The 21,400-nt window shown below is 50.6% G+C and carries 17 protein-coding genes and 1 riboswitch; of the genes, 4 read left to right on the plus strand and 13 right to left on the minus strand.

Annotated elements, in window-relative coordinates; translation table 11 throughout:
* The 8 genes from HMPREF9412_RS31535 to HMPREF9412_RS31570 form a co-directional block, all read right to left on the minus strand.
* A partial coding sequence (locus HMPREF9412_RS31535) for a sugar ABC transporter ATP-binding protein (protein ID WP_036674280.1) occupies positions 1–1,127 on the minus strand: 1,127 nt, incomplete at its 3' end.
* Between the two features lie 117 nt (positions 1,128–1,244).
* The gene (locus tag HMPREF9412_RS31540; protein WP_374705882.1) at positions 1,245–2,270 is read right to left on the minus strand and encodes a galactose ABC transporter substrate-binding protein; all 1,026 of its coding nucleotides are present in this window, start codon (positions 2,268–2,270) and stop codon (positions 1,245–1,247) included.
* A gap of 196 nt (positions 2,271–2,466) precedes the next feature.
* A complete protein-coding gene (locus tag HMPREF9412_RS31545) occupies positions 2,467–3,465 on the minus strand; it encodes a substrate-binding domain-containing protein (protein WP_009596043.1) in 999 nt (332 codons plus the stop codon).
* On the minus strand, positions 3,458–5,290 hold the full coding sequence (locus HMPREF9412_RS31550) for a cache domain-containing sensor histidine kinase (RefSeq protein ID WP_009596038.1): 1,833 nt from the start codon (positions 5,288–5,290) through the stop codon (positions 3,458–3,460). Before HMPREF9412_RS31550 ends, HMPREF9412_RS31545 begins: the two co-directional genes overlap by 8 nt.
* Before the next feature lie 7 nt (positions 5,291–5,297).
* Positions 5,298–6,932, minus strand: coding sequence for a response regulator (locus tag HMPREF9412_RS31555; RefSeq protein ID WP_009596024.1), 1,635 nt, complete (start codon positions 6,930–6,932; stop codon positions 5,298–5,300).
* Positions 6,933–7,127: 195 nt separating this feature from the next.
* The gene (locus HMPREF9412_RS31560) at positions 7,128–8,486 is read right to left on the minus strand and encodes an MATE family efflux transporter (protein ID WP_009596045.1); all 1,359 of its coding nucleotides are present in this window, start codon (positions 8,484–8,486) and stop codon (positions 7,128–7,130) included.
* Positions 8,487–8,804: 318 nt separating this feature from the next.
* A complete protein-coding gene (gene purT / locus HMPREF9412_RS31565; protein WP_009596041.1) occupies positions 8,805–9,965 on the minus strand; it encodes a phosphoribosylglycinamide formyltransferase 2 in 1,161 nt (386 codons plus the stop codon).
* Positions 9,966–10,047: 82 nt separating this feature from the next.
* Positions 10,048–10,128: riboswitch (ZMP/ZTP riboswitch) on the minus strand.
* A gap of 60 nt (positions 10,129–10,188) precedes the next feature.
* Entirely contained in the window at positions 10,189–11,064 is an 876-nt protein-coding gene (locus HMPREF9412_RS31570; RefSeq protein ID WP_009596027.1) for a LysR family transcriptional regulator, read from the minus strand.
* Between the two features lie 116 nt (positions 11,065–11,180).
* Between HMPREF9412_RS31570 and dapA the strand changes: the two genes are divergently transcribed.
* From dapA to HMPREF9412_RS31585, 3 genes are all read left to right on the plus strand, one after another.
* Positions 11,181–12,056, plus strand: a complete 876-nt coding sequence (gene dapA, locus HMPREF9412_RS31575; protein WP_009596039.1) for a 4-hydroxy-tetrahydrodipicolinate synthase — start codon at positions 11,181–11,183, stop codon at positions 12,054–12,056.
* 263 nt (positions 12,057–12,319) lie between these two features.
* The gene (locus HMPREF9412_RS31580; RefSeq protein ID WP_009596036.1) at positions 12,320–13,762 is read left to right on the plus strand and encodes a PAS domain-containing sensor histidine kinase; all 1,443 of its coding nucleotides are present in this window, start codon (positions 12,320–12,322) and stop codon (positions 13,760–13,762) included.
* A gap of 27 nt (positions 13,763–13,789) precedes the next feature.
* Complete coding sequence (locus HMPREF9412_RS31585; protein ID WP_009596028.1) at positions 13,790–14,245, plus strand: hypothetical protein; 456 nt, start codon at positions 13,790–13,792, stop codon at positions 14,243–14,245.
* 27 nt (positions 14,246–14,272) lie between these two features.
* Here the strand turns inward: HMPREF9412_RS31585 and HMPREF9412_RS31590 are convergent, their stop codons facing one another.
* From HMPREF9412_RS31590 to HMPREF9412_RS31610, 5 genes are all read right to left on the minus strand, one after another.
* The gene (locus HMPREF9412_RS31590; RefSeq protein WP_009596035.1) at positions 14,273–14,905 is read right to left on the minus strand and encodes a YdcF family protein; all 633 of its coding nucleotides are present in this window, start codon (positions 14,903–14,905) and stop codon (positions 14,273–14,275) included.
* 147 nt (positions 14,906–15,052) lie between these two features.
* The gene (locus HMPREF9412_RS31595) at positions 15,053–17,599 is read right to left on the minus strand and encodes a diguanylate cyclase domain-containing protein (RefSeq protein WP_009596025.1); all 2,547 of its coding nucleotides are present in this window, start codon (positions 17,597–17,599) and stop codon (positions 15,053–15,055) included.
* A gap of 101 nt (positions 17,600–17,700) precedes the next feature.
* A complete protein-coding gene (locus HMPREF9412_RS31600) occupies positions 17,701–18,222 on the minus strand; it encodes a GNAT family N-acetyltransferase (RefSeq protein ID WP_009596022.1) in 522 nt (173 codons plus the stop codon).
* Positions 18,223–18,411: 189 nt separating this feature from the next.
* Entirely contained in the window at positions 18,412–18,882 is a 471-nt protein-coding gene (locus tag HMPREF9412_RS31605) for a DinB family protein (protein ID WP_009596033.1), read from the minus strand.
* 127 nt (positions 18,883–19,009) lie between these two features.
* Complete coding sequence (locus tag HMPREF9412_RS31610) at positions 19,010–19,924, minus strand: LysR family transcriptional regulator (RefSeq protein ID WP_009596044.1); 915 nt, start codon at positions 19,922–19,924, stop codon at positions 19,010–19,012.
* 210 nt (positions 19,925–20,134) lie between these two features.
* Here HMPREF9412_RS31610 and HMPREF9412_RS31615 point away from each other — a divergent pair, with 210 nt between their 5' ends.
* Positions 20,135–21,355, plus strand: coding sequence for a hypothetical protein (locus tag HMPREF9412_RS31615; protein ID WP_009596034.1), 1,221 nt, complete (start codon positions 20,135–20,137; stop codon positions 21,353–21,355).
* Positions 21,356–21,400: the final 45 nt, after the last annotated feature.

Genomic DNA, 21,400 nt, shown 5'->3' on the forward strand with positions numbered 1-21,400 from the left:
CGCGCATCCTCGATGCCTCTGCGTTCATTCAGCAGGAACGCCCAATTCTGATACCTTTGAAGATTGGCAATGACCGTATTCTCGTAGACCGAGAGTACCGGGAATATGCCGGTGACTCTACGCTCCTCCGTCAGCAGTGCCATGTTGTTTTTCTTCGCATCGGAAGGCGACTTGATCTTCACTGGTTTCCCGTTAATCGATATGGTTCCGGAGGCCACCGGACGAAGCCCGAAGAGAGCCTCAACCAATTCCGTACGCTGAGCGCCGACAAGGCCGCCAATGCCCAGAATCTCGCCCTTTCTCAGCTCGAAGGATACATTCTGAAACGATTTCGGATTAGAGGAGCTTAATTGCCGGACCTGCATCCGGGTTTCGCCCGGCATGTTCGTCCGTTCAGGATAGCGCTCCGTCAAATCCCGTCCCACCATGCGGGTAATGATCAAATCGGTCGTCAATTCTCCTGCCTGCCAGGTTCCCACGTACTTGCCGTCCCGCATGATCGTGACATCATCGGATATGCGCAGAATTTCTTCCATTTTGTGCGAGATGTAGACGATGGACACACCCTGCGACCGCAGCCTGTTCATGATGCTGAACAGATGCTCCACCTCGTTCCCGGTCAGGGATGAGGTCGGTTCGTCCATTACGATCACTTTGGAGTGATAGGACACCGCTTTGACAATCTCAAGCGATTGGATCTTGGACACCGAAAGCGCTCCTGTTCTTGCCCTAGGATCAATATCGATATCAAGCTCGCGGAACAGCCGAAGCGTGTCCGCTGCCATCTGTTTCTCGTTCACGAATTTCAAGGGCCAGAAGCCCGTCATCGGAAATCTCCCCAGCCATATATTCTCCATCACATTGCGGTGCGGCACGGGATGAAGCTCCTGATGAATCATGGATATTCCGTGATTTAATGCATCCTTGGAGCTGTTGATGGCGACCTTGTCGCCGTTTAAGTAAATGTCGCCTTCATCAGGCTTGTAGATGCCGAATAAACATTTCATCAGCGTTGATTTGCCGGCCCCATTCTCGCCCATGAGCGCATGCACGGTTCCGGGTCTTACCTTGAACGTTACGTCGCTTAATGCCTGAACGCCTGGAAACGCCTTCGATACATTCCGCATCTCCAGCACATATGATTCCGCCACTTTGAATACCTCCTTCGCTTTTCCGGGCCAAAAGAGTCCAATATAAAGGGACAACGCTACGATGAGCCGCTGCCCCTTCTTATAACCCTGCCATTATTTCGCGTCGGCGATATTGTCCTTCGTTATTTTTTTGTAGGCGATCCACACGTATTTACCGTCGGTAATATCAAATCCGGTATTCTCCTTGTTCGGCGTTTCCCCTTTGGAGAGCGCGGCCGCAATGGCAACGGAAGCTTTGCCCTGGCTCTTGGCGTCGTTAAGCACGGTTCCGAGAAGAGTGCCATCTTCCAGCGCCTGGACGGCGGGAGCCGTCGCATCGACGCCCACAACCGGCATGTACTTGTCGCCGCTAAAATACCCTGCCGCTTTCAATGCCTCAATCGCTCCGAGCGCCATATCGTCATTGTTGGCCAGCACCGCTTCAATCTTGTCGCCATGGGACGCGAGGAAGGTTTGCATCTTCTCTTGTCCTTTCACGCGGTCCCACATGGCGGTATCCACCGCAAGCGCTTCCACTTCAATGCCGGCGTCTTGAATCGCCTGAACGGAGAATTTGGTCCGCAGCTCAGCATCCTGATGGCCCGGCTCCCCCTGCAGCAGCACATACTGCAGCTTGCCGTCCCCGTTCTTGTCTGCCTTCGGATTCGCTTTCCAATAATCTACGATCAGCTGGCCGGAGATCGTGCCGGATTCCTCCGCCTTCGCCCCTACGTAATAAACCTTATCCCATTTGTTCATGTCTTCCGCGATCGGCTCCCGGTTCAGGAAAACCACCGGCGTATTGGCGGTTTTCGCCTTGTCGATAATGACGCCCGCTGCCGTGCGATCTACGGGGTTGATAATCATGGAACTGTATTTTTTCGAGATAAACAGATCGATTTTCTCATTCTGGGTCGGCTGCGCATTTTGACTATCCACGATATCCAGTTTGGCTACGCCATTCGCTGCATCGGACATCGCATTCCGAACGCCTGTCATAAAGGTATCGTCGAACTTGTAAATCGCCACCCCGACTTGAGGCGTGCTGCCGCCTGCCGCGTCGCCGCCCGTGCTATCGCTGCCGGTTGAACTGCTCCCGCCGTTGTTGCATGCCGCCGTGGTGAGCATCATGCCTGCCATTAGGACAAACAGCCATTTTTTCTTCACTTGGGTTGACCTCCCTGATTCATTCGATATTTCAGTGCTGGCTACGGAACTCCGAAGCCGTATCTCACTGACTACCGCCATTATGCCGGAATGACTCTGATATTCGAATTCAAAATTCTCCTGATTTCTAGCAAAATTCTCATTACTTTACCTTTGTTTCGTGACTTCCTTACTTCACAAATGGAAACAGCACCTTCTGATTATCCATCCAGAACATATTGTCGGCATCAATCACCTTGGTCTCAAGCACGATCGGCTTATCATATCTCGAACCGTCCATTACCTTCACAGCCTGCTCTACGCCCAAGTAGCCCGTGCTGAAGCCGTTCTGTACCACGAGTTTATGAAGGACGCCATCCTGAAGAAGCTGAAGCTGTTCCAGATCGCTGCCGAAGGTGACAATCTTGATCTCCCCTTCGACCTTCCGCCTTGCGACTTCTTTAGCCGCTCCCAAGGAAGCCTGAATATCGAGTGCCAGAATTCCGTCGACGGCGCCCTGATCCAGCAGCTGTTTGGCGGCCTGCCAGCATGCATCCTCGCGTTTGCCGCAAGCCGCGCCGCCCGCTATTTCAATTCCGCCGATATCTGACCATGCCTGTTTGGCTCCTTCTTCGCGGGCGATCAAGTCGGGGTCCTCCCTGTCGGAACGCAGGATGGCTACTGTACCTCGACCTTCAAGCAAGTCGGCCAGCTGCCCGCCCGCCTTGCGTCCGGCAGCTTCATTATTGATCGCGATCGCGGATAAGATGCCTGTGGTCATTCGTTCATCATTCAATGCAATCACGGGGGTACCCGCTGCAGCTGCCTTATCGCCTAATTCCTGCAGCACTGCCTCCGATGCCGGGTCGATCAAGATCGCGGAGGCACCCTTCTCCAACATCTTCAAAGCGGCCTGCAACTGCTCATCCTCATCGTCGCTAGGCTCCAGGAAAACATAATCGAGCGCCAATCCGTATTCCTTGGCAGCCGCCTCGGCGCCTAAACGGATCGCATCCCCCTGCTCTTCGGCGTGTACGGGGGCCACAAGGGCAATATGTTGAAGCTCGGGCTCCTCATCCGGGTCCGTATCGGATGAACACGATGTTAAAAGGATCAGGACTGCGACAAGTGCAGCGAAACAGCCCCTAGGTCCAATCGGTAACCGCAGCGGCCGAAAAGTTTTAATCATGCTCGCGTTCCTCCTCGTCCATATCGTGAATGACCGGAATCCGTATGCGAACGGTAGTGCCCGCCTCCTGCTCGCTCTCGAATTCCAGCCCGTACCGTTTGCCGTAATACAGACGAATTCGGTCATGAACATTTCGAACGGCCACGCCTGAACCGGCCGTATTGATAAATGGAGCCGGGTTATGAGGCGTCTCTTTAGCGTCCAAGATCCCTTCAACCATCTGGGGTGTCATCCCAACCCCGTTATCCGTAACCGTCATTTCCAACAATTCGCCTTTTACGGCTGCCCCTATGCGAATATGCCCCTGATCCACCATATACTCGATGCCGTGCACGATGGCATTCTCGATTAAAGGCTGAAGCACCAGCTTGAGGGTGTAACAGGATAGCGCGGCTTCGTCCGCTTCGATTACAAAATCGAATTTCTGTTTATATCTCATCTGTTGTATGGTCAAATAATGCCGTGCGTGCTCCAGCTCTTCCCGGACGCTTATCGATGTCTTCCCTTTGCTCAAGCTCAAACGAAACAGCTTCGACAAGGAAGTAATCATCGTAATGACCTCCTCCTTCTTGCTCATTCCTGCCATGCGAACAACCGAATTCAGGGTGTTGTACAAAAAATGAGGGTTGATCTGGGCCTGCAAGGCTTCCAGCTCATATTTACGCTTCGATTCCTGCTCCTTCACAATCTGTTTCATGAGCTGCCTGATCTTATTCAGCATCAGGTTGAAACGGCTGGACAGCTGCACTACTTCAAGCGGCCCCTGCAACGGGAGCTCCACGTCGAAATCGCCACGTTCCACGGCTTTCATCGTTCTGCCCATGCGGCGAATAGGCCGGGTGAGCATGGCCGAAAGAATCAGGGATACCGCAATGGCCAGCACCAAGACAATGGCAACCACCCGGACCAAATAACGGTTGACCTCTTCTCTTGTGGTCATGATCTCATCCAAATAGGATACGCCAACGATTTTCCAGCCAATGTTGACGACCGATTTGACCGTATTGAGCCGCTTGACCCCATCCGATTCATCGATGTAGCTCTCCGAGGAGGTCAGCGCACGCTCAACGCTCTCATTCCGAAGCCCCATGTAGATTAATTGCTGCTGCGGATGGTACACGATATTTCCCGCTCCTTCGTCGATGATGTACGCATACCCGCGCTTCCCTAGACTGATGCGGCTGCTCAGCTCGTCGATCTTCTTGAAGTTGATATCCACCAGCAGAATGACGTACATCGGCTCCCCGTCATGAACGACCGTAATGCCTTTACTCATCGTGACAACCCATTCAAACGTGTGGTCATATAAATTCTGAACATGGGGCAGTGAGAAGCTCAGATGGTCGGAGACTCTCATGGCCGAGTGAAACCAGCTCTGTTCCGTCACCTTGGCGCTGGACTTGACCGGAATGGCCGGATGGTTCCGCAGCAGGTCGCCCTGATCATTAAACAAAGCGATAGAGACGATGTCATCTCGGCTTCGCATGATCGTATCGAGCTGTTTTGTCACCTGCTCATCGTCCCACTGCCCGTCTGCCAGCATGTTTTCCTCGATCGCCCGATACAACTGCGCCATCCCGTCCACGTAATCCTCGAGATTATAGCTAACCTGGTCCACGATTTGCTGGGCATTCAGGAATACGCTTTGCTCTGCCGATCGCGAGAATTTATTGAAGAGCAGTACGGCTACCACGATCACAATGAGCAGAATGAACGCCGAGAAGGACCACATGATGATGGATTGAATGCTGTGCGTTCGGAATCGCTTAACCCATCGTTGTACGAACGGTAGAATCGAGTATCGCTTCGTATACGTGATTTTCACCGATGCCCTACCCCCTCGCTTGTGCCCGATATTCCTTAGGCGAAACGCCGACCTGCTTCTTGAAGCAGAAGCTGAAATAATTCGGATCGGCAAACCCGACGCGCTCCGCAATTTCGAAAGCCTTCAGGTCGGTGGAACGTAAAAGCTCCTTGGCCGTTTCCATCCGCAGCTGCATTAAGTACTGCACATAGGTCATTTTGAGCTCTTTTTTGAATACGCCGCTAAAATAGCCTGTGCTGATATGCAGGTGCATGCACAGCTTCTGCAGCGATATATCCGGGTCGTCGTAATGCTCCCGCGTGTACTCCAGCGCTTTCTCCACGATGTCTTTATAGGCATGCTGCCTGGAGTTGGAGATTTGCTTGCGGATGGCCAAACTGACATCCTGAAGCCAAGCTTTAGCCTCCTGTAGTCCGGAAAACTTGAAGATCTCGGCATGCAGCTGATACCCCGCTCCAAACATCTCCTCAAGCTCGATCCCGGATTCTTTAGCCGTTCGAAGTATGGCCGTTACGACTTCCAGGAGATAGATCTGAACCTCTTGAATCGTGCAGGATGCTCCAATCAGCTCATCGAATATGTGCGTAATCGATTCACTTAATTCCTCCGCGGTTCCGAGCTTAAGATTGCGGATCAGCGCTTGCTCCTGCAATTCGTCCAGACGGATCCCTTCCTGCCTCGGACTCTCCACGTCATCGATGAAGATGACTTTCTCGGCACCGAGAATCAGCCGGTAGTCCAGCGCCAGCAGCGCATCCTGGTAGGAGTGCTTAAGATCGGACAGAGTCCGGACCCTGGAACCCACGCCGATCGTAACCGGCAGCTTCAGATAGTGAAGATTGCTTTTGAGCAAACGGTCCAGTGCCACCTGCAGGTCGCCAAACCACGACTCGTCCTCGCAGCCGTCATTCGTAATCAAGAACACGATGCTATCCTGGTATATGAATGCGCTTCCAAAAGAAAGGGGATCCATCAGCTCTTTCGCAATGTTCAGCATAGCGTGCAGCATCAAGTCCATATCGCCGGAATGCCGCAGGGAGCTTGATGGAGCACTCTCCTTATGCTCTGCCGCCGGATATAAAGCCAACACCGCGGCGAGATAACAGGCGCCGTTCAGCGGAAGGCCGTAATTCCGAGTTTTCTCCTCAATGATGGAGCGGGGCAGTTTTCGGGTTAACAGCGAAGCCAGGAACGATTCCCGTAGCAAAGGCAGGCTTGTCCGGTAATGCTCCTTTAATTGGCGCACGTCCTCACGCTCCGCCACCTCCATATCGATTTTGTCCTTGATCTTGCCTAATAACTCCATGAAGCTTTCGGCAGAGAACGGCTTGAGCAAATACTCATCCACGCTGAGCGTAATCGCTTGACGGGCGTAATCAAATTCGTCATAGCCGGTCAAAATCACGATTTTGCACAGCGGCTGATGCTCCCTTAGCCATGAGGCCAGCTGCAGTCCATCCTGAAAGGGCATACTGATATCGGTAATAACGACATCCGGCTCCAACCGCTCCGCAGCCTCCACGGCCTCTCTTCCGTTCTCCGCCGTCCCCTTGATCTCGAATCCGCAGGCTTCCCATTGGATTTCCTGAACGAGGCCTTCCCTCACATCGGCTTCATCATCTACTAACAGCACTTTATACAATGCGACCCCTCCCGTTTCTGTCCTGTTCGGTTGCAAACTGAATCTATAGTGATCTTACCTCGCCGCACCCAAATTGGGAATCTTCCACATTATGTTTTTTGTAACAAAAAAAGAACGAATGCACGACTCCAACGAAACAGTGTTTCCCTGTTCCTGGAGTCATGATTCGTTCCGAATTCGATTGTGCAGCATTCCTTACGCCTGAACGGGTACGGAGACGGGTTTTACCGGCGTGCTCAACCTCTTGATGCTCAGATAGTAAGCGATGCCGAGCGGGATGACGGCGCCCAGCCAAGCCAGCGGATTTGCCAGGCTTGCACCGAGGAAGCCGATCTGTGCGGTCAGGAAGATAGCAGCCAGTACCCGCATGATCAGCTCCATGATGCCCGCCACAGTGGGAATTAAGCTCTGACCAAGCCCCTGAAGCGTGAAGCGGTAGATGAAGAGCAGCGACAGAAGCAGATAGGTGCTGCCGTTCGATAAGAAATACAGCCTGCTGAGCGACAGCAATTCCTCTTGGCCTTGACCCACAAAAAGGCTGACGGCGGCAGGACCCGCAAATATAACCAGCAGGCCCACGGCGATGCTGAATGATCCTGAGAGCCAAATACACTGCTTAACCCCCAGCTTGATCCGATCTATGCGATTCGCTCCGAAGTTCTGAGCAGCAAAAGTCGCCATTGTAATCCCGAAGGAACTCATCGGCTGCGTCGCGAGCATATCAATCTTCTGAGCCGCGGTATAAGCCGCAACGGCTGTTGCCCCGAGACCGTTTAGCGTGATCTGAAGAATGATGGCTCCGATTGCGATAATGGAGGCTTGGAAGCCCATCGGAAAACCTACCCACATATGCTGGCGTATAAATTTCCAATCGATGGACCAGTCGGCATTCTTGAATTGAAGGAGCGGGACCTTCTTATGAATGTAGATCAGACAGAGCAGGCAGGAGAACAGCTGCGATATAACCGTGGCAAGTCCGGCTCCGGCTACTCCCATCTTAAATGCGAGAATGAATAAGAGGTCGAGCACGATGTTCAGAATGCTTGCAACGACCAGGAAGAGAAGCGGGGTCCGGCTGTCGCCGAGAGCACGGAGCAGGTTAGCCAGCAAATTGAACAGAACGGCCGCGCCGACGCCCCAGTTAATGACGATCAAATACGAATACGCATCATCCAAAATTTCGGCAGGGGTGTTCATCATGACGAGGACGGGCCTCGTAAATATAACGCTCACGATGGTGAGGAATACCGTGAACACCAGACTGATCCATACACTCGTTCCCACGCTTTTGCGGACGCCTGCGATATCTTTAGCTCCAAAACGCTGCGCGGTTATGATAGACAAACCAGCCGTCAAGCCTTGGGCAAAGCCGATGACAAAAAACAAAATGCTGCCTGTCGAGCCAACGGCTGCAAGTGCGTTCACGCCAATGGTACGTCCCACGATAAGGGTGTCTGCCATGTTGTAAAATTGTTGAAAAATATTACCGATCAAAAGCGGGATGGTAAACATGGTAATCAGCTTGATCGGACTTCCTTGCGTCATGTCTCTCATGTAGATTCTCCTATGCCGTCAATAAACGTTCCTCTAGAGATTTATTTGAAATATTATGCTCCAAGCAGCGCTTATCGCATCGAATGGAAACATTATAATGGGTGAGGGTCGTTTGTATTCTTGTGTATCTTATCATGAAAGAACATAAATTTCTCCCTATTTATTCCCGAAATCAAAACTAAAAGCAAGTACTCGTGATCAGAAGAGTTTGTACCCGATTTGGATCCTTGATTTTTCTATAACTGAAAAGGCCAACCGGTCATTTCGGTTGGCCTTTTCAACATGATAACATGTGATATCCCTATAGAATTCCGATGTTTATGCCTCTTCGACGGCAAGCTTATCCAATGCCAGCTTCGCGCGTGACCGCGCTTCTTCGACATCGCCGGCGCTTGACAGCGCGACTGCTACTCGTCTTCCGGCCTTGGTTACCGGTTTGCCGAACATGCGAAGCTGCGTATTCGGAACGGCCAGCGCTTGCTCGGCGCCTGTAATCGTGTAGTCTTCCAGCTCTCGGCCGGCTTTCAGCGGGCGGCTGGCTCCCGGCGTGATCAATTCGATCTCTGGTATCGGAAACCCGAGAATGGCACGGACATGAAGCGCAAATTCGGATAGATTTTGCGTGACCAGCGTAACCAGCCCAGTATCATGCGGACGCGGGGATACCTCGCTGAAGTACACCTTATCCTCGGCCAAAAATAATTCAACGCCGAACAAGCCGTATCCGCCAAGCTCGTCGGTAATCTTCCGCGCAATATATTTAGCCTCCTCGATTTGCGCTTCAGACATGTCGTGCGGCTGCCACGATTCGATATAATCTCCGCTTTCCTGAATATGCCCGATCGGCGCACAGAAGCTTGTTCCATTTACGGAGCGGACGGTCAGAAGCGTGATTTCCGACTGGAATGAAATGAATTCCTCAATGATCACTCTTCCGTTCTGCACGCGGCCGCCTTCCATGGCGATGTTCCAGCAGGACTCGATATCCCCTTCAGAACGGCACACGCTCTGACCTTTGCCGGAGGAGCTCATCAGCGGTTTGATCACGCACGGAAAACCCATGTCCAGGACAGCCTGCTTGAATTCCTCATAGGTATCGGCAAATCGATAGTCCGCAGTCGGCAGTCCCAACTCCTCTGATGCCAACCGGCGGATCCCTTCACGGTCCATCGTAAGCTTTGCGGCTCTGGCGGTAGGAATCACCCGATACCCCTCATCCTCCAGCTTCACCAGCTCCGAAGTAGCCAGCGCTTCAATCTCCGGAACGATCAGGTCCGGCTTTTCCAACTCAATAATAGCGCGCAGCTTCTCTCCGTCCAGCATATCGATCACATGGCTGTGATCGGCAACGTGCATGGCAGGAGCATTGGCATAACGATCGACGGCTACGGTTTGGACACCCAATCGTTGTGCTTCAATTACGACTTCTTTCCCTAGTTCTCCGGATCCCAGCAGCAATATTTTTTTCGTTTTGAACATCGTTGTTTTATCCCCTTTTCATAGTTTCAGAGACGATAGAAGCCCAAGAAAATAATAAAGAGGTAAGGGAAATAAACTCCCTTACCTCTGCCCAGGCGTACGGCCGTTGTCATCCATGTGCTCCCTCATGGTTCCCCATGCTACGCCAGTCACACATAAACCTATACATTGTTACATAAATGATACTGAATCTTTTCGTTAAATGCAATATCAGCCTGCGTCTTTAAGATTTAGACTTCAACATTTCGATCATATCCTGAAGCGAGTGTGACAGCCATTTCTTAGGATGAATGACAATCTGGATGTCCAGTCGAATGTCAGGGTGTTGAAAGGGAAGAATCGCCAGCTCTCCCCTCTTGATTTCCTCCTCTGCTACCATTCTCGGCAATAGTGAGATGCCGGTACCGGACATGATATATCTTTTGATTGCCTCTGGGTTGCCCAATTCCAAACCAATACGGACGGGAGCTCCGCTGGCGCGCAGCACTTTTTCCAACATGATCCGGTAATTGCAAGTATCCTCGGTCATAATCCATTCGTAATTAGCCAGATGCTCCAGCTCGATGACGGGCAACCTGCGAAGCGGATGATCCGGATGGGCAATCAGATAGAGGGGCTCTTCCCGGATCGAGATCCAATTCAATGAAGTGTCTTCCGGTTTGTTCTCCAGAATAAGCCCGAGATCGTACTCACCCTCTCTTACCTTACTGACGATGCTATCTTCACGATCCGTTTGCAAGCGGATGGCAAGATCTTCATGCTCCTGTCTTAGCCGATGAAGGACGGATGGAAGAAAATATGCGGCAAGCGAATCGATCGTTCCAATCGATAAGACGCCCCCGCCTTGTTTCGTCAGCTTTTCCTTAGACTGGTGGAACAGATCCAGCATTTGGACAGCATACTTGAACAGCTCCTCCCCTGACTTCGTCAGGCGCAGGCCTCTGCCATACCGTTCAAACAGCTTGACGCCGTATTCCTTCTCCAGCTTCTGAATCTGGGTGGTAACGCTGGATTGTGCATAACCCAATTCCTCAGCAGCTTTAGTAAAGCTCTTTCGAACAGCAACCTCCCTGAAGGTTTGCAGATAGATCAGTTCCATCGCTCTCTCCTCATCAATAATATTGATAATAACTATCTATTATTATAGATAACACCGATCCCAATTCCCATGGTAAAGTAAAGCCACAATTCATGAAATGAAATGGAGGAAAGATCATGTTGAGTCCGCAAGATATGAGAGGTATTTATGTTCCAGTGGTCACTCCCTTTTCATATGAATACGCATTGGATGTTCCGTCTTATCATCGTTATTTGGAGAATTTGTTATCCCATGACATTCAAGGATTGATCATCAACGGTACGACCGGAGAGGCGCCGACGGTAACTTGGGAAGAGGTCGTTCAGGTGATGGAGGAAACGCGAAAAGGTCTGGACGGGCGGCAATTGCCGGTCATTATTGGTACGGGTACCAACGATACGTTCTCCAGCATGAAGCGGACGGAATGGGCAGGACATATCGGGGCAGACGCGGTTTTGGTGGTCACGCCGTATTACAGCCGCCCTTCGATTGAGGGCATTATACAACATTTCCGCAACGTCGCGGAGGTGGGGATACCGGTTATTTTGTACGAAGTTCCTTCGCGCACCGGAATTTCCTTACCGGTCGATGCCATTCGAAGAATCATGGAGATCCCCGGTGTCATCGGAATGAAGGACAGCACTGCGAGTACGGAGCTTATGAGAAGCTTATCTCCATACGATACGAAGCCTGTTCTATGCGGAGACGATGTCCGCTTTCATGAAATGCTTTGTCATGGTGCATCGGGGGGCATTTTGGCGTCGGCCAATGTGAAAACCGAAGCTTTTATTCGTGTGTATCAATTAGCTGCCCAGGGGGATTATTCTCGTTCCGAAAAGGAGTTTGAAGTGCTGCTTCCCGTTATTCATCAGTTGTTCGCAGAATCCAATCCCGCTCCGCTAAAATGGCTGCTTGCCAAGCAAGGCCTTATCTCATCCGACACCCTGCGCCTGCCGATGGGCCCCATTACGGATGAGCTCAAGCTATCTTTGGATCAAGCATTCAAAGGCTGAGAAACTTTAAATCATGGACGCAACAGGTTTCTACTCAAGAGTGGCGGGACGCATCGCTTCCTTGCCATTCTTGAATGGATGATTCGATGCTATAAGGCGCTCATGCTTTCAATCAGCAGATAATGGGATGGGTGATACTGACATTTTACACAAAAAAGAAATTCTGCTTAGATCTATCAATTTAAAGGATTGATGAATGAAATCGCCCCACTTATAATATGGGTACATTCAATTCCTCCCAGAAATTTGAAAGGAGACTTGCAGTGCTGCCCTATTCAACCCCTAATCATGATTTTGCCTTTGAACAATCTGTAATCGGTATGGCTTTGGTATCGCTAGATGGAACGATTCTTAAGGTCAATTCGGCACTATGTGATCTGTTGGGTTACTCGCCGCAGGAGTTAACTGCCGGGGCGCCGCAAGAAGAAAACAGCCTCCGTGGGTTATTGAATCGAGTGATTCAGAACGCTAGGGCTGCCCAGGGCCATCAGCCATTCGTCCCCCCGGTTGAATATGCTTACCGTCATCCGTCTGATCGCGAGTTATACCTTAGTGCACGCTGCAGCGTTGATCACGATCCGGAGCAGGGGCCCAAGGGATACTTGGTACAATTCGAGGATCGAACGCTGCTGAGACAGCTCATGAAACAGCTGGAGCAGAAGGAACAGAAGCTGAACGAGAAGGAAAATTCGTTTCTGCAGCTGCTGGAAGAGCTCCCTCTCTCCGTACTCATAACTAAAAAAGGCATTGTTCACTATGTTAATTCTGCCGGAATCCGACTCGTCAATGCGATGCACCCCCGTGACGTGCTGGGCATTTCAACCGACGTGATCGTCGACGCATCATATCATCACGCATTGATGAAACGCAGGGCAACGTATGCCGAGAGCGGTGAAATCGGAAGCGTCGATTACCTGATACGCTGTCTGGACGGGCAGGAGAAGATGGTCACGGGATTCACGTTAATCATACAATATGAAGGCGAGAATGCGGCCGTCGGCATCTTCAAGGACATCACGGAGCAGCGGATGGAAGAGGACCGCGTGATGCAATCCGAGAAGCTGACGACCGCCGGCCAATTGGCCGCCGGCATCGCTCATGAAATTCGAAATCCATTGACATCGATTAATGGATTCGTGAAGCTATTGCGATCCGCGGAACGCAGCAACGAGCTTTATTTTGAAATCATCGAATCGGAGCTCAAACGCATCGAGCTCATCGTCAATGAGCTCTTGGTGCTCTCCAAACCGCAGGGCGCCCACGTGAGCGGACCCATCGACGTGTCGGCCATACTGGATCAGATCATTACGCTGATGAAGGTGCAAGCCGCTCTCAAGAATATAGAGATCATTCCCCATTATCCACTGATTCCGATCTATGTACAGGGCGAAGTCAACCAGCTCAAGCAAGTGTTCATCAATCTGCTGAAAAACGCGATGGAAGCGATGAATCACGGCGGAAGCATCACCTTGGACATTGTGCACAGCGGGCCCGAGGTGCAGATTATCGTGCAGGATGAAGGAGTTGGGATGACACAGGATCAGATCCAATCACTGGGACAGCCCTTTTTTACAACGAAAGACACCGGCACGGGACTCGGTCTCATGATTACCAAGAATATTATTCATAATCACGGCGGTACGATGAACGTGGAGAGCACTCCTGATCATGGGACAACCTTTACGATCCATTTACCTGCTTTATAATGCGTACATATATCGGAGGACATAGGCATGGACATTCAAGATTCAAACTTACATAAACAATTTGCAATAAACTGCTTCAATCAGGTCTGGGATATCTTGGAGAAGAAGCTGCGGACGCCGGAAGACGAAGAGAACATGATTCACATGTGTCATGCTTCCTTTTGGCATTGGAGCCGGGTGGCGGATCATACAGAGCGCAACCTGTCCATCGGGTATTGGCAGCTCTCCCGAGTATACGCGGTAACGGGTCAGGGCGATCAAGCACTGCATTATGCCAAGCGCTGCATCACGACCGGGTCATCGGCTAACCTCGAACCCTTCTACATCGGTTACGGATACGAAGCGGAAGCGCGGGCCTATCTGGTTCTGGGGAACAAGGAGCATGCATTGGCATCCAAGCAAAAAGCGGCAAGTTATCTCGACAAGGTAACGGATAAGGAAAGCCATCAGATGCTTGCCAACGATCTCGGAAGTCTGGACTAACACGCAAACTGCGCATGATCGGATCTTTTATCGAAAGGGTTTTGTCAGATGATAACCGATATAATAAAAGACTTCTCTGCATAAAAAGGGGAGCTTGCTTCTTACGCTTTGGTAAGCGCTCCGTGACGCGGGTGAAGGATTGGCTTCGAGACCCATATCTTCAGCCATCACCATCGCCCGCTTCATGTGCAGCGGATCGCTCACGATGAGATACGAGGAGAGCCCTGCCGCATCGCCTAGCTTGTCGGCATAATACAGATTTTGCTCGGTGATCGCCGAAGTCGTCTCTACCAAGATGTCCCTCTCGGGAACGCCGTGTTTGATGGCATATTGTTTGGCAGCTTCCGATTCGGCCACTTCATCTTCCGATCCGCGTCCTCCTGTAAAAATGAGCTTATCTACGTATTGTTGATCATACAGCCATAACGCCTGATCGATGCGCCCCTGAAACACAGGCGAAGGTTTCCCCTCCCATACTGCGGCACCCAGCACGATCGCTGCATCGGAGGGAATATTCACCGTTCGCCCTGCATATTTCCAAATCGTGTATCCCACATTAACGGAATAAACCAGCATGATAGCTATCAGTCCCAGCACAACTCTCAACAATACGCGCTTTCTTCTACTTCCTGCTTTCCGCGGCTGCATCAATCGGGTCATGGAACACCTCCAACTTCCACTCGTTCAACTCCAGCCTTCATTTTAGCATCATGTGTACAGGAATATAATACAGCAAAGAAGCCTGCGGCTCCATTATGGAGCTGCAGGCTTTTGATTATTCCAACTTCCTCTTGGTTCCAACGGACATCAATCCGTTTCATATCCATATAGCGTGACTCTGTTCTTCCCCTTGCTCTTGGCAATATGCATGGCTTTCTCCGTTTCGTCGGTCAAATGGGTAAGACTCAGCATGGAGGTAGGCGTTAGGCAAGCCGCTCCTACGCTTACCGTCATAAACCCGTCTTCCTCCGTGCGGTCTTTGGGGATGCTGAGCGCCAGGACGCCTTGACGTATCTTCTCAGCCAATTCATAGGTTCGGTCGGGATCGGTATCTTTGATCTTCAATATAAAGGTTCCGCCGCCGTAACGCGAAATGGCCGCTCCATAGTATTCACCTATGATTTTCAGTGCGTCGGCAATCCATTGCAAACATAAATCCCCGCCGTATAAACCATGAAGCGTGTTATACACCCGGAAATCATCGATATCGACCATCAACAAGGCCAGAGAAACCTGATTCTGAATGCATTCCTTCCAATCCGTCGCCAGTTCTTTTTCGAATGTTGCCGGATTGGGCAGTTCGGTCAACGGATCAGTTGTCACGTAGCTCTGAAGCTGGTTCAATACATCGGAATATACGCGATCGGGGCCTCCATCCGGTGTGCCCTCTCTCAAAATGACCATAATGGATGATTTGCGTCCCTGATGGATGGCTGCCAGCATATATTCAAGTTCGATTCCCTTTCCATCCAGCGTTTCGAACCAGCCGCTGCCGGAAACGAGTTGGGCTTGATTCTGATCCATCCGTTTGATCTGCTCTTTAAGACCCATGCGGGAATCATCGCTAGCTAAAGTGTATATTTCAACCTGGAGCAGTTCCTCGGGCCTCGTTGCGCCGAACAGCGTCTCGGCCCGCGAATTGCAATACACGATGGTTCCCGCCGTTGTCAGTGACAAGAAGGCTACGGGGGAGTGGCCCATAAGCTGCAAATACCGCTCCTCGTTCTCCCTGAATATGCGTGCATTCTGAATGGCCTGTTCTTTGGCTTGCCTTAATTGAAAATCGGTTTGCTTGCGGACAATCGATTTCAATTGGGGGAGAACGCTTAATTCCTGAGCCTTCCATGAGTATGAAATGCCCTCCACCACCTGCCTCCATTTTTCGAACGATTTTCGAGGGGATAAACGTATCTTATCCTCTTCTTGTATAACGGCTTTGGCCGGATCGCCAGCCCAATCCACGATTTCAACAACCTCCGGCCGAAACCACATGACATAGTTTTGTTGACCTGGCGACAGGGCGAGATACAATACGCCGGAAGCCACATCCTTGAATGCTTTGGCAGGCTCATACTCTGCGCTGAGTTTCGAGCTGTGGTACGTATAATCCTCTGCTTGGGCGGATAACCAGCCGGCCAGCTCCATGACTTGCTTCAAGGTGGGCGTCGTGCCGTACAGCATCAAATTGTCCTGGTAATAGACGGCGGCACCGGTAGCGCTCATTAAATCCAGCAGGCCCTGCTCTTCGTTCTCAAGCTGCTCAAGCACCTGATAGACATCGGTGTTGCCGATGAAGATTTCGGTGAAACGGGCGGATAAAATTCGAAGCCTGAGCTCGGTTTGGTAATCGTCGAGCTGCTGACGTTGATACAGTTCGTTGGAGAAAAAGGATCCCAGAAAATTGCACAAGTTGCGGGTGCGGTGAGATACGTATTTTCGGCTGTAGTGATGGCAGGTGATTAATCCCCATAACTGGTTGTCATGGATAAGGGAGATCGTGGTGGTCGCGCCGACCCCCATATTATGAAGGTACTCAATATGAAGCGGCGACACGCTGCGCAGTACGGATAAACTGAGGTTCAGCGGCTTTCCGGTCAAAGGCTGCACGGTGGGGATAATCTCGACCGGCGTATAACCCACGTCAACAATCGTACGCAGCCAATTTCTCAAATACAGTTCACGAGCTTGCCGAGGAATATCCGATGCCGGATAATGATGGCCCAGGAAGGATTCCAGCCCTTGCTCTTTGGCTTCGGCAATCACTTTTCCGTTCCATTGATCATCGAATTCATACAGCATCACACGGTCGTAACCCAGAATATCCTTCACGAGCTCGCAAGCCACTTGACTTGCTTCAACCCGATTCTCGGTTCGTTTCATCCGACTGAAAAACGTCTGGATCCATTCAAAATCATCCGTAAAGGGCACGGTATCTTCCGAAACCGGCTCCAGTTCCAGCAGAATAAGCCCTTCGCTTTCGTGAAGAATTCCGATAAATTCAATCGGCTCATTGGCAACCGAAATCGTAAGATTGATATATTGTAAGTCCGGTGTCGCTATTGCTTGAAGGTCTCGGCGAATCATAAGCTCAAATTGCGTTTTTCCGATAAGCTCCTCAAGGCTCTGTCCCAACAGGGACTCGGCGCTGATCCCGAGCAGCTGCTCCGTATTTCGGCTGCACTGCGCGATCCTGAAATCGTCGATAGGATTAATGGCAAGCAGTACGCCATGGGGCTGAATATATCCTGGAATGTGAATAGGTTCTTTTTCGCAATTGGTCAGGTCGATCGGTTCATCCGTTACATAATCGCCCTCCGTCAGTAACTTTCGATTAAGTGCATCCTGTTCAGTCATTGCTTATCAACTTCCCTTATTCACAGATTTAAAACCAAATGCCCAATGCATCTCATTGTTATAAAGAGATACATTGGGCACAGCATATTATAACAACAGTTCTATGAAATTGTACGCCATTCAGACTTTAGCATAGCATAGTAATACTCATCCCACCAAACCTCGCCTCGAGGAATACACTGCCTAAAGCAGCCTTCTCTCCTCATGCCAAGCTTCTCCATCACCTTATACGAAGGCGTGTTCTCTGGCTGGCATGTCGCGATGATCCGGTGTACTCCCAATGCTTCAAAGCCATGCTGAAGCAAGGCTCTGGCTGCTTCCGTAGCATACCCCATACCGTGGTAGGCCGAATGAAAGACCCAGCCGATCTCGTAAGTATGTTCGCCGAAGCAAGGATGAAACACCATGTGTCCGATCACGCGTTGTCCCTTCTGCAGCATGACGGCATAATGATGCGGTTGCCCGTCCTTGTTCTGCTCCAGAAATTCCTTTACCGTCTCTTCCGTATGCACCGGCTCCGGCATGTAAAACATCACCAAGGGATCGGATGTATATTGAAGAACATCCTGCCAATCTCCTGGTACAAACTCGCGAATCACTAATCTTTCGGTAACGATATACATTTGCCCGACTCCTCTTCAAGTTGTATTTCCGTGTCCTCTTTGCTCACACTTCAATACAGGGACAAATGCGATTCGCCGTTTATCCTTTTCTTTGTCTTTCCTGATAACGCCGGGTCACCTTCTTTCTTGCTGCAGGCTGTTTATACTTTATTCGACTTTATGTATGAAATTCCTTCACTAATTGTAAAATTACTGGATATTTTGGCTTAATATCGATTTGATTTTATCAAAATGCATGCCTTCGTGATATAAGCAGAAGCTTAAGAATTCTTCTATCCTGGATAACTTTAAACCTTTGGATGTCGTGTAGGGAGACAAGACGGTATCTTGCAGATGTGTTGTGTACCTCTGTTCGATCCGCTGGACTTGACCTTCAAGCCGTTCGATAAGTTCGCTCATGGAAGGCCATGAAGCGTTGATCTCCCTTGGTCTGGAGCCCGTCCGGAACAGCTCGGCATAATGCTCGGGGAGGTGCATAGTCTCGCCATTCACGCCGAACGCAAACCGTTCCAGCGTCAAATAAATATGTCCTGCATTCCACTTCACGTGATTATTCATTCCGCTCGGAATCCATTCCGCCATTTCGTCCGGGATATCCCTTACAATATTCAAGGTTTGTGCACGCACAAATTCCAAATGTTCAAAAAGGTATGACCGCATGTACCTCGCTCCTTCTCATCTGATCTAGCATCCGCTTAACCGAGTGTACCTCATATGATAAAAAAGGAATAATACCGATTACCCTTCGTTTCATAAAAAAATGGATGAATCAGGCGCGAGCCGTTCATCATCCACGGATATCGTAGTGTCTTTCACGGATATCCGCCTGGATATAGGAAATAAAAGAACGGATGTGTGCGGGCATCGCTTCTAGCTTTTTGGTACACACCCGTATGGGATGCGGGATCGTTACGCCTATTACCTTTACCTTGCTAAGTTCGCCGGAAGCCAGCTCTGTCTTGATGGATAGAGCCGGGACCAGTGCAGCCCCGTAACCCGCTTTAACCGCCTCAATGGTTTCCTTCATTCCCTCGATCGTGATGGAGGAACGAGGTCCCCGGATGCCTGAGGCCTCAATCAGAGACATGAACTGTTTTCGTGTGTAACTCCCTTCCTCTCTCAGCACAAAAGACTCCTCCATAAGCTCGAATCGAGTAACTTCTCTGCCGGCTAGGCGATGAATTGCGGGTACGGCAAAAATCAATTCGTCCTCCATAATCGTAAAGGACTCAATGACCTCGTCTTCTATGGACCAACTGCCGCAAACGATCGAGATATGAACCGAATGATCCCGTAATCGTTGCAGGGCTGTGTTGGAATTCCCTTTCAGCAGCTCCACATTCACGCGTGGATTCTGTTGTTTATATCCAACCAGCCAACCGGGAAGCAAGGCGGTCTCCGGCAGCTCCGTCGCACATATCCGCAAATTTCCCTCCCGGCCAGATTTTATGGCCTGCATCATGTCTTCCATCTCGGCTTCCATCGCAAATAACCGCCGGGAATGCGCGGCCAACGCTTCACCGGCTTCGGTCAATTGAATATTGCGCCCATTCGCCTCAATCAATTTCAAGCCGAGTTCCCGCTCCAGATTGCGGATTTGGGCGGTAACGGCCGGTTGGCTTAACATTAGATTGCCGGCCGATTTCGTGATGCTTCCCGTTTTGGACACATCATTAAATATGCGGAGTGCATGAAGATTCATGGATCCATCCCTCGATTCTTGAACGATTCACGCCGCAGCCCCCGTCTACTAGATAAACAACGGAATCCTTCAGCACGTTTTTTCACCCGTGCTGCAACATTTCTACAGATCTCCCGTCTATAGAGGTGCAGCAAGTACATTTTACCAATTCTCGCATGGCTTGGCTGTATCCTAGCCTTTAGGATAATCTACACTTGGAGGATACCTATCATGAACAAATTCTACAAAGTACTAACAACCGCAACAATTCTGGCCATGGCAGCACTGCCGGCAGCCGCTTATGCACAGGACGTCCCTCCTGCTTCAGTCCATACGGGGCAAGGCAGCATCGTGAACCAGGCAAAGAAAAACGTTCCTGGAACCATGGGTTACATAACGGAATACGTAAACGATAAAACGGGCAAATGGATTACGGTCACCGGCCGCGGTCTCGGTGCCACCGATCAACAAGAAATCAGGCTCTCCATATCCAAGGATACTAAAATCATCGATGCCAAAGGAAACAAAGTCCAACTCCAAACGATTGTGGACAAGAACAAAGCAATTAAAGCCTTCTATGGCCCGAATATCACCAAGAGTCTGCCTGCTCAAGGCTCAGCGCTTACGATCATCGTTCAGGATAAAGACTTTGCAGGAATTGATGGAACCATCGCTGAGGTGACCAAGCAAGGCATTCTGGTGGAGGGTACCAATCTGTATAACGACGGTGAAGAGACGATTCTGCTTCATCTGGATCCAAAAGCGAAAATCATCAATGCAGACGGAAGCACGCTCAATGCGGGTGACCTGGAAGCCGGCATGAGCATTCGCGCTTTCTACGGACCTTATGTGGCGTTAAGCATGCCGCCTCAATCGTCAACGGACTACATTCGGGTTCAAGCTCAAGCAGAAGAGCCTGTACAAGAAGAACCTGCCGGCACGAACGGAATCATTACCGACAAGGCAGATAACAAAATCACCCTCATGGGTCAGGCACTGGAGTCGGGCGGCGTCAATTACGTGATCCTTACCGTAGATGAGAACACAGAAATCGTCGATGCGAAGGGTAAACCGCTGACGGCTGAAGCATTGAAAGCAGATCTCCGCATCGAGGCCTATTACAGCCAAGTGATGACCCTGATTTATCCTGCCCGGACTCACGCTGATAAGATCGTGGTTTCGGAAACGACCGCTCCCAAAATCGAAGGCACCGTTGCAGCATCCGACCGCACGACCAAAGACCAGCTGTATATCAATGTAGGGTCCGACCAATCAACGGAGAATGACGTCATTCTTAACGTTACCGAAGACACGCAAGTGATTGCAGGGCTCAGCACGGAATCGGAACTGAAACCGGGTACTAAGGTCGTGGCCTACCACTCGCCTATCATGACCAAGTCGATTCCAGCCATCACCTCAGCCGAAGTCATCATTGTTCAATCCGGCCAATAAGGGTTGATCCAAACTAAATAAGCTATGCAGCAAAAAACCATCGTA

The organism is Paenibacillus sp. HGF5 (genome assembly GCF_000204455.1).
GTDB classification, from domain to species: Bacteria; Bacillota; Bacilli; order Paenibacillales; family Paenibacillaceae; genus Paenibacillus_AQ; species Paenibacillus_AQ lautus_A.

Bases quoted from the DNA above. Each gene is read 5' to 3' on its own strand.
- HMPREF9412_RS31540 (WP_374705882.1), bottom strand. From the start codon at position 2,270: ATGGCAGGCATGATGCTCACCACGGCGGCATGCAACAACGGCGGGAGC.
- HMPREF9412_RS31545 (WP_009596043.1), bottom strand. From the start codon at position 3,465: ATGATTAAAACTTTTCGGCCGCTGCGGTTACCGATTGGACCTAGGGGC.
- HMPREF9412_RS31560 (WP_009596045.1), bottom strand. From the start codon at position 8,486: ATGAGAGACATGACGCAAGGAAGTCCGATCAAGCTGATTACCATGTTT.
- purT (WP_009596041.1), bottom strand. From the start codon at position 9,965: ATGTTCAAAACGAAAAAAATATTGCTGCTGGGATCCGGAGAACTAGGG.
- HMPREF9412_RS31570 (WP_009596027.1), bottom strand. From the start codon at position 11,064: ATGGAACTGATCTATCTGCAAACCTTCAGGGAGGTTGCTGTTCGAAAG.
- dapA (WP_009596039.1), top strand. From the start codon at position 11,181: ATGTTGAGTCCGCAAGATATGAGAGGTATTTATGTTCCAGTGGTCACT.
- HMPREF9412_RS31585 (WP_009596028.1), top strand. From the start codon at position 13,790: ATGGACATTCAAGATTCAAACTTACATAAACAATTTGCAATAAACTGC.
- HMPREF9412_RS31590 (WP_009596035.1), bottom strand. From the start codon at position 14,905: ATGACCCGATTGATGCAGCCGCGGAAAGCAGGAAGTAGAAGAAAGCGC.
- HMPREF9412_RS31595 (WP_009596025.1), bottom strand. From the start codon at position 17,599: ATGACTGAACAGGATGCACTTAATCGAAAGTTACTGACGGAGGGCGAT.
- HMPREF9412_RS31600 (WP_009596022.1), bottom strand. From the start codon at position 18,222: ATGTATATCGTTACCGAAAGATTAGTGATTCGCGAGTTTGTACCAGGA.
- HMPREF9412_RS31605 (WP_009596033.1), bottom strand. From the start codon at position 18,882: ATGCGGTCATACCTTTTTGAACATTTGGAATTTGTGCGTGCACAAACC.
- HMPREF9412_RS31610 (WP_009596044.1), bottom strand. From the start codon at position 19,924: ATGAATCTTCATGCACTCCGCATATTTAATGATGTGTCCAAAACGGGA.
- HMPREF9412_RS31615 (WP_009596034.1), top strand. From the start codon at position 20,135: ATGAACAAATTCTACAAAGTACTAACAACCGCAACAATTCTGGCCATG.